The following is a 7,246-nucleotide window of genomic DNA, read 5'->3' on the forward strand; positions in this document are numbered from 1 at the left end:
AACATAGGACGCCTGTATGTTTTAAAATATGGATAAAACGCACGAAGACTCGAAAGATATCGTGCGATTTTGGTAAAATCTGGTTTAGCTTTAATGGCTACCAATATAAGAAAAGAGCGTAAATTCTTATTTATTTAAGAATTTACGCTCTTTCTCGTTAATCTAGTATGTTAATGTCCCAGTCATCTTTTGCTATTTATCATGTGGATCCTGACTTGATAAATTCAACGGCTCTATGTATCATGTGGACCTCGACTTGATAAATTGCCTTCCTCTTCTTCACTCACTTGATAAATAGCCCTCCTATTCCTCAGAAAAAAACGCCGAGCTCTCAGCTTCGACGTTTTATTTTTTAAAATTTAAATTTATTTGGTTTATAAAAGACGATGATGACCGCGGCTACTACGAAGAATGCCATGGCGATGATCAATGGGAATTCTATATTAATATCAAATGCTACTCCGGCTACTAATGGTCCGATTAAGTTACCTACACTTGTTGCAGCTGAGTTTAATCCACCTGCTGTACCTTGATTATTACCGGCTAGTTTTGAGAAATAGTTTGTCATGGATGGTCTGATTAAATCGAACCCAATGAAAATAACAAAACTGACGAGCATTACTGTAATGTATTTTGAAGCGATTAAAAATGCCCCTAAAATCAGTACTGAATATATTAATGAGAATAACGTTAATTTAATCTCACCTATTTTCCCGACAAGTTTTTCAAATAAGAACAACTGGAATATGACACCGACTATCGCACCGCCTGTAATGGCTATAGAAATATCTTTCGGCTCAAATCCTACTTTTTCTGCTGTATATAATGAGAACATTGTTTCTGTCGATGCTAAACCATATGAAAGTATTAGCATAATAATAATAGGTACGACAAACAATTTATATGGGAATGGTTCTTTAACTTTTGTTTTCTGTGTTTCTGTTGAATCATCTTCACTTGCTTCTTTTAAAAGGAATATCGAGAATAATAAAGCTATTATGCCTAGTCCACCGGCAAAATAAAAAGGCATTCTATGCGAAATTTCTGCTAAGAATCCTCCTACACCTGGTCCTACTATAAATCCTGTATTTATAACTGCTGACATATAACTAAAGTTCTTCGCTCTATCCTCAGATGTAGATAAATCACCGATCATACCATTTACGCCTGGCATTACAAATGCTGCACTGATTCCACCTAATACTCTTGATAGTAAAAGTATTGAAAATGTATCACCCATCGCAAATATAAATTCTGAAATGGAGAATAATAGGAGTCCAATAATGATAATAATTTTTTTACCAAATTTATCTGCAAATCGTCCTCCAAATGGTGATGCAATCATTTGGAACAATGCGAACACTGCTACTAATACGCCTAAATCACTTCCGTTTAAATCTAAATCATATAAAATCGTTGGTAGTACTGGAATAACGATACTAATTCCTAAAAACATTAAAAATATATTAAAATATAAAACATTTAACTTACTATTCATTTTAGACCTCCTTATTCGTTACATTTGTAAATATTAAGTGATTTTCACTATATTCTAATCTATTTATTTCCATTTGCATAACGTTACGCAAACTTTAATATATACAATTTATAGTGTATAGTAACTATACAGTCAAGAGAAGGAGAACAATTTATGCAAAAAATTAATCAAATACCAATAAGTGAGTTTGCGAGCTTAACAAATGTAAGTCGTCAAACACTCATTTACTATGATAAAATCCACCTTTTTAAGCCTGATTATAAAAATGAAATAGGCTATCGTTACTACTCCATTAAACAGATTGAATTAATTAGTGTGATTACATTATTGAAAGAATTAGGCATGCCACTTAAAGAAATTAAAGAATATACACAAAACAAATCTCCTGAACACTTTTTAAATTTAATGCATCAACAGAAAAAAACGATTCAAGAACAGAAACAACATTTAGATTATAACGAAATGATCATCAATGATAAAATTCAACTCATTAAAGAAGCGATACAGACACCTTTCGATGAAATTTCATTACACAATATAGAAGAAACAACATTTTATATAAGTGATAATATCGCAAATGCTTCAGAACTTGATTTTTTAATATCCATTAATCATTTTATTGAAGAGCTTAAAGCACACGCCCTTTTTTCAAGCCAACCAATCGGCGTTATATCAAATAAAAATGAAATTTTAAATCAGAAATATCATAATTATAGTTATCTGTACGTTAAAATTCCTAACGCTAAAAATGATTATACGAATACCATTACCTTAAAAGGACAGTACTTAATCGGTTATCATTTAGGTTTGGATACAAATATTGAAGAAACATATTTAAAAATGCTACAAAAAATAGAAGAAATGCATTTAACAATCGGACAATATATCTTTGAAGAATTCGTATTTGACTCTGTCATTAAGAATAACGAGAACGAATATATAACGAAGATTATGATCGAAATAGAATAAGAAACCTCCACACTGCAATACTGCCTAAAAACATACAAAAGCTGACTACAAAGTTTCATACATTGTAGTCAGCCTGATATTGAATATTATACTTTTAATCTTGCATTGATGATTAATGGATATACTAATAAAGTTGAAACAATGCCGATAGCACCTAGTATATGGAACGTTTCATATATATGATGATATACCCATTTGAAGAATGGCATCATGTCACCAAGCACATACCATATAAAGACGATTACGCCTGCTAATAATATCCCTATTAGCGTTGGAATAATACCAACACGATACATAATTGCACCGACCAAGAAACATATACCTGCTATAAAAATAACAGCTAAGAAGTCTACCCACATATTATCAAAAGTATTGGCATTTGGAAGGACATCTCCCGCTCTCTTCAATGTAACATGACTACCAAAAATGTCTGAAACAAGCTCTAACAAGTAACTGACGATTTCGTGTATAACAAGCATGATGACAATAAATATAAAGTAACTTAACCATAAACTAAAAATATATTGTCTTCTCGTAGAGCCAAGTTCAACAGCTGATTTAAATGGATCTCCATATAGGAAGAATGGAAGGAAGCCTAATATACCGTAAATTGGTCCAGACAATAATGGACTAAACTCGTCTGAAGGTTCGATATAAAATCCAATAACAAAATATAATGCTGCTAATGCCAGAAGCACGATACTAAATGTGTAAAATTGTATTTTTAGTTCTTTAAATATAATAAAGAATGAACCTTTCAAATCACCCATGATTAGCCTCCTTTGTCATCGTTATATTGACTAAATAGTCTTGAATACTTGCCTTATCCACTTTAATCTTTAAATCTCTACATTGTTCAATCAACTTGTCATCAAATGGTATGTCTGCCATAACTTTATGTTGATTCATTATTGTAGACTCCTCAATAATATCGTCACCAGAAACAATTTGTTGTATATTTTCCAATTTACCAACTAATATTGCACCTCTAGATTGGAAATACTCAATAGGTTCATGTAATTTCACTTGATGACCTGATATAACAATCAGTTTTTCACAAATTTTCTCAATTTCTTTAATATGATGCGATGCAATCATAATATATCTTGGATCTTCTTCAAATGAGTCTCTCAATGCTTTCATAAACACTTTTCTCATATAAGCATCTAAGCCATTTGTTGGTTCATCTAACATCGTAACTGGCGCATGACTCGCTAAACCAATGACACTTTGCACCATCGAATGCATACCTTTAGAGAACGTTTTAATTTTCTTTTTTCTCGGTAATTCGAATAAATCAATTAAATAATCCGCTTCTTCTTGATTCCAATTGTCATTGAACATTGAAGCAAATTTCATAGCATCATTCACATTCCAAGTCTTACCGAAAAAATGATTTTCTCTTAAATATGTGATTTGTTTAGTTGCTGCTGCGTTATTATATGGATTAAGGTTTAATATTGATATTTGCCCTGAATTCTGTCTCTCTTGACCTGACATGAGTTTCATTAATGTCGTCTTACCTGAACCATTGCGACCCCACAATCCAATAATCATAGGTTTCTCTTCTTGAAGTGTTAAATCTTGAAGAACATATTCATCTTTGTACTTAAACGACATATCCTGAATATCAATGATTGTCATAGTCCTGCTCCACCCTTCTAATTAATTCTTCTTTACTTATATTTAGTCTTTTTGCTTCTTTAACCATGTTTTGGATATAAGAATTTGAGAAGTCTTGCATTCTCGTATTTATGAGCTTATCGCGCGCATCTTCAGCTATAAATACACCAATACCTCTCTTCTTAGCAACAATGCCTTCATCCATCAACAACGTAATACCCTTTTGAGCCGTCGCTCTATTGATATTGTAAAAGTTTGAAAGTTCTGTTGTGGAAGGTATTTGTTCACCTTCTGACAAAAGTCCTTCAACTAAATCATCTTTAATCATATCTGCAATTTGCAAAAATATAGGTGTATCATCATTTAAAGTAGGTTTCATTTTCATTCTCCTTATCCTATAACATGATTGGTTGATTAGTTGTGTAACCAACTATAATATCGTTCATGTTATTTGTCAAACATATTTATGATGTTTTGCTTTAATTATAAAGCCATATCCCTTATTATATCAGTATTTAAAGCATATTATTTTTCCACAAAAAAAGAGTGGGACAAAAATCTAATTTTACAAAAAGATTCCATTGTCCCACCCTAACAAGAGAGTGATGAGGATTTAAAAAGCTTGCTATAGGTACTATCACTCACATTTTAAAACAAATCATTCATGGCTTTATCGAAATATTTTTCAAAGTATTCTTGTCTATGAATACCATCTGGTTGTGTGACAAACGTTAAACTTGATTCTGGATGAGCAAGCTTTTCTTTTAACAATTCAACTGCTTCATACGTGTCAGGTACCATATTTTTTAAAATATTCGTATATTCTGCGCCTTCTTGTTCACCGACATACCAATAAACGTGACGTGGATATTCAATTTCGTTACTACTGTTAATAAATTCAACGAAGTTTGGATACCACATTGATGCTGAGATGAGTATATAGTGGCCGAATATTTGTGGACGCGTTAACAATGCATATAAAGATACTAACGCGCCGAACGAGCCTCCACCGATTGCTAAATATTCAGCTTCATCAAATATATGATAGTTCTCTTTAAGAAAAGGGATTAACTCGAATTCCAATAAATCTAAATATTGCTCCGCTTCCCCAGCATAATGCGCTTGTTCTATATCCGCTTCCCACGGTGTATATTCCCTGTTTCGTTCTACAGGTTCTAACCCGACGAACATGATGTTTTTCGGATTATTTTTAATGTGTTCACTAAATAAATCATCACCATCTTGTACAAACACAGTCGTAAACGGTTTAGGATTTTCTTCATCATAACCTATGGGCATTGCTATCGTTAATAAACGATCATTCCATAAGATTTTTTGTACATCTTGCATAATCTTCCACCCACCTTATCTTCCCAAAATCAATTGAGAAATGTTATCATTCAATCCATCATAACATAAAATGCAATGCGTTATCATTTGCATAACCACAACATTTGTATCATGATAAAATTAAACATTTATATCAGATAAACAAAGGGGTGCTTATATTATGAAAAGAGCATTAATCGTACTTACAGAAGCATATGCAGATTGGGAATTAAGTTATGTCGCAGCAGAACTTTCCATGTCACATTCATTTAAAATTGACACAGTGTCATTAGGAGAATCTACCGTCACATCTATCGGTCAAATCAAGACGATTGTTGACTATCCCATTGATCAAATTACAGAACCTTACGACGCTTTAATCATTATAGGCGGCAACAGCTGGCCCACTATCGAAAACGAACAACTGATACAACTGATTAAGACATCATTAGACGAAGGCATCATCGTCGGTGCTATATGTGGCGCAGTAGATTTCCTAGCTCGAAATCATTTATTAACAGGTTTCAAACATACCGGGAATGACTTAAACACATGGACGACAGATGAAAAGTTTAAACAATATACAAATTCAATAGACTTCATAAATGAAGATAGCGTAATCGATCAAAATCTCGTCACAGCAAACGGATCAAGCAGTGTCGACTTCGCCTTTAACGTCATCCTCGCACTCGGACTAATCGACAATAAAGAGGCAGAGAAAAATAAATACTTCTATAAATCAGGATTTGTAGCATATAAACTGAAATATGGAGAAATTGGATAAACACAATTATATAGAAATAAGGAGCCCATAATATGACGCAACATAACAAAATTGTAAAAATCGCAGCGCAATATGGTTTGAATATCCAACCTGAAACGATTACTTTGAATGATTCGGGATTAGATTTTCAAGTTGCATTTGCTAAAGATGATCATGATAAAGATTGGGTGTTAAGGATACCGAGAAGAGCGGATGTTTATCAGCGTACACAATCCGAAAAACAAACTGTCGACTTTTTACAAGAGCATGTATCATTTGAAGTGCCAAAATGGAAAGTGCATGAAGCGGATCTGATTGCTTATCCAAAGCTTACCGGTGTGGCTGCAGCTACAATAGATCCTCAAATACAAAAATACGTATGGGAAATTGAGCATAAACCCGTACCCGATAATTTTGTAAACACATTGGCTGAAGCACTTGTTGATTTGCATAGCATTCCTGAAGAAAATATTACTGCACAACATATCAAGACCAAATCCATTCAACATATTAGAAACGACTTTCAACAAAGAATGGAAAACGTAAAAGCAACATATGGCGTATCTGAAGAAATATGGAATAGATGGCAACAATGGATAGAAAACGATGAACTTTGGCCGGAATATGCAACCATGATACACGGAGACTTACACCCTGGACATATTATAGTAGATTACGACGCAAACGTCACAGGGTTCATAGATTGGACAGAAGCAACGCATTCCGACCCGTCAATGGATTTCATGGGACATCATCGCGTATTCGGTGAAGAAGGCCTTGAACAACTCATAGCAGCGTATAAAAGCGCAGGAGGAAACACATGGCCTCGAATGAAAGAACATATCATCGAACTCAATGCCGTATTTCCACTGTTCATCGCAGAATTCGCAATGGAATCTGGAGAATTTGCATATGAAAAAATGGCGAAGAAAGAATTAGGTGTGGAAGAATAGTAAATAAAAAACCCATCAACTGTGAACTGCACCCTGTCAAGTAGACAACTAAATAATAAAAATGTATTTTTGGTCGAATTCATAGCTATGCTATAGATTCGGCCATTTTTA

General features: G+C 33.5%; 8 protein-coding genes. 3 read left to right on the top strand and 5 right to left on the bottom strand.

Annotated features, from left to right (window positions below; all coding sequences use genetic code 11):
• Positions 1-352: 352 nt before the first annotated feature.
• The gene (gene norA / locus LQ598_RS12960; RefSeq protein ID WP_016911222.1) at positions 353-1,498 is read right to left on the bottom strand and encodes a multidrug efflux MFS transporter NorA; all 1,146 of its coding nucleotides are present in this window, start codon (positions 1,496-1,498) and stop codon (positions 353-355) included.
• 153 nt (positions 1,499-1,651) lie between these two features.
• Between norA and LQ598_RS12965 the strand changes: the two genes are divergently transcribed.
• A complete protein-coding gene (locus LQ598_RS12965; protein ID WP_239745661.1) occupies positions 1,652-2,467 on the top strand; it encodes a MerR family transcriptional regulator in 816 nt (271 codons plus the stop codon).
• A gap of 86 nt (positions 2,468-2,553) precedes the next feature.
• Here the strand turns inward: LQ598_RS12965 and LQ598_RS12970 are convergent, their stop codons facing one another.
• The 4 genes from LQ598_RS12970 to LQ598_RS12985 form a co-directional block, all read right to left on the bottom strand.
• Entirely contained in the window at positions 2,554-3,237 is a 684-nt protein-coding gene (locus LQ598_RS12970; RefSeq protein WP_239745662.1) for a hypothetical protein, read from the bottom strand.
• Positions 3,230-4,111, bottom strand: coding sequence for an ATP-binding cassette domain-containing protein (locus LQ598_RS12975; RefSeq protein WP_239745663.1), 882 nt, complete (start codon positions 4,109-4,111; stop codon positions 3,230-3,232). The genes LQ598_RS12970 and LQ598_RS12975 overlap by 8 nt, the downstream gene beginning before the upstream one ends.
• Positions 4,098-4,469, bottom strand: a complete 372-nt coding sequence (locus LQ598_RS12980; protein WP_016911226.1) for a GntR family transcriptional regulator — start codon at positions 4,467-4,469, stop codon at positions 4,098-4,100. The genes LQ598_RS12975 and LQ598_RS12980 overlap by 14 nt, the downstream gene beginning before the upstream one ends.
• 269 nt (positions 4,470-4,738) lie before the next feature.
• Positions 4,739-5,440 carry an alpha/beta hydrolase gene (locus tag LQ598_RS12985; protein ID WP_239745664.1) on the bottom strand — a complete coding sequence of 234 codons (702 nt, stop codon included), beginning with the start codon at positions 5,438-5,440 and terminating at the stop codon, positions 4,739-4,741.
• Positions 5,441-5,600: 160 nt separating this feature from the next.
• Between LQ598_RS12985 and LQ598_RS12990 the strand changes: the two genes are divergently transcribed.
• Together LQ598_RS12990 and LQ598_RS12995 are read left to right on the top strand one after the other, a co-directional pair.
• Positions 5,601-6,203: a DJ-1/PfpI family protein gene (locus tag LQ598_RS12990; RefSeq protein ID WP_107559407.1), complete on the top strand. Its 603-nt coding sequence runs from the start codon at positions 5,601-5,603 to the stop codon at positions 6,201-6,203.
• A 32-nt stretch (positions 6,204-6,235) separates the two neighbouring features.
• Positions 6,236-7,135 carry an Mph(C) family macrolide 2'-phosphotransferase gene (locus LQ598_RS12995; protein ID WP_103322511.1) on the top strand — a complete coding sequence of 300 codons (900 nt, stop codon included), beginning with the start codon at positions 6,236-6,238 and terminating at the stop codon, positions 7,133-7,135.
• Positions 7,136-7,246: the final 111 nt, after the last annotated feature.

The sequence above is a fragment of the Mammaliicoccus sp. F-M27 genome (assembly GCF_022387115.1).
Lineage (GTDB): Bacteria > Bacillota > Bacilli > Staphylococcales > Staphylococcaceae > Mammaliicoccus > Mammaliicoccus vitulinus.

Coding starts and splice junctions, on each gene's coding strand:
- LQ598_RS12965 (WP_239745661.1), top strand. CDS start 1,652: ATGCAAAAAATTAATCAAATACCAATAAGTGAGTTTGCGAGCTTAACA.
- norA (WP_016911222.1), bottom strand. CDS start 1,498: ATGAATAGTAAGTTAAATGTTTTATATTTTAATATATTTTTAATGTTT.
- LQ598_RS12980 (WP_016911226.1), bottom strand. CDS start 4,469: ATGAAACCTACTTTAAATGATGATACACCTATATTTTTGCAAATTGCA.
- LQ598_RS12990 (WP_107559407.1), top strand. CDS start 5,601: ATGAAAAGAGCATTAATCGTACTTACAGAAGCATATGCAGATTGGGAA.
- LQ598_RS12995 (WP_103322511.1), top strand. CDS start 6,236: ATGACGCAACATAACAAAATTGTAAAAATCGCAGCGCAATATGGTTTG.
- LQ598_RS12970 (WP_239745662.1), bottom strand. CDS start 3,237: ATGGGTGATTTGAAAGGTTCATTCTTTATTATATTTAAAGAACTAAAA.
- LQ598_RS12975 (WP_239745663.1), bottom strand. CDS start 4,111: ATGACAATCATTGATATTCAGGATATGTCGTTTAAGTACAAAGATGAA.
- LQ598_RS12985 (WP_239745664.1), bottom strand. CDS start 5,440: ATGCAAGATGTACAAAAAATCTTATGGAATGATCGTTTATTAACGATA.